The organism is Prevotella sp. TF12-30, from assembly GCF_003436715.1.
In the GTDB taxonomy this organism is placed as follows: domain Bacteria; phylum Bacteroidota; class Bacteroidia; order Bacteroidales; family Bacteroidaceae; genus Prevotella; species Prevotella copri_A.
In genome coordinates, this window is record NZ_QSQJ01000130.1 from 1 (window position 1) to 451 (window position 451).

Annotated in this window: 1 protein-coding gene; it reads right to left on the bottom strand. The window is 47.9% G+C overall.

All coding sequences use genetic code 11. The annotated features are described in order from the left end of the window. The coding region (locus DXD25_RS16865; protein WP_187360514.1) for a hypothetical protein at nucleotides 1-451 on the bottom strand (451 nt) is incomplete at both ends.

Consider the following 451-nt stretch of genomic DNA (forward strand, 5'->3'; position numbering starts at 1 on the left):
AAAGAGTTCGTAGAACTTTTGGTTGTCGAGAAGTTACTGATGCCCTTTACCTTGACAGGCTCACCATATACTACTTCTCCGTTGTCAGTCTTGACCTGTGGACGATAATATACGGAACCACCAGACTTGTATACCTTGTCAGGAAGTCCGTCACCGTTCAAGTCAACGAATGCGGAAAGTCCCTTGCTGGTATCGCTGGAGTAGCTGTAAGAACCTCCTATTGTATTGCCTTTCCATTTGCTTCCGTCCCAAGGTCCCACACCTGCATAGAACGAACCGCTTACAGAAGAACTTGTCGTTCCGCCAAGTGCAGTTGGCTTGTCGCTGAAGCGCTTGCTGACAGTCTTTAAAGGATTGACGAAACCAGCGTCAAGTCCGTCATCGTGCGTGTTCCATTTCTCGGAATCGTCCTTGAACGGAACATATCCCTTTTCAGCCTGCACATCATCAT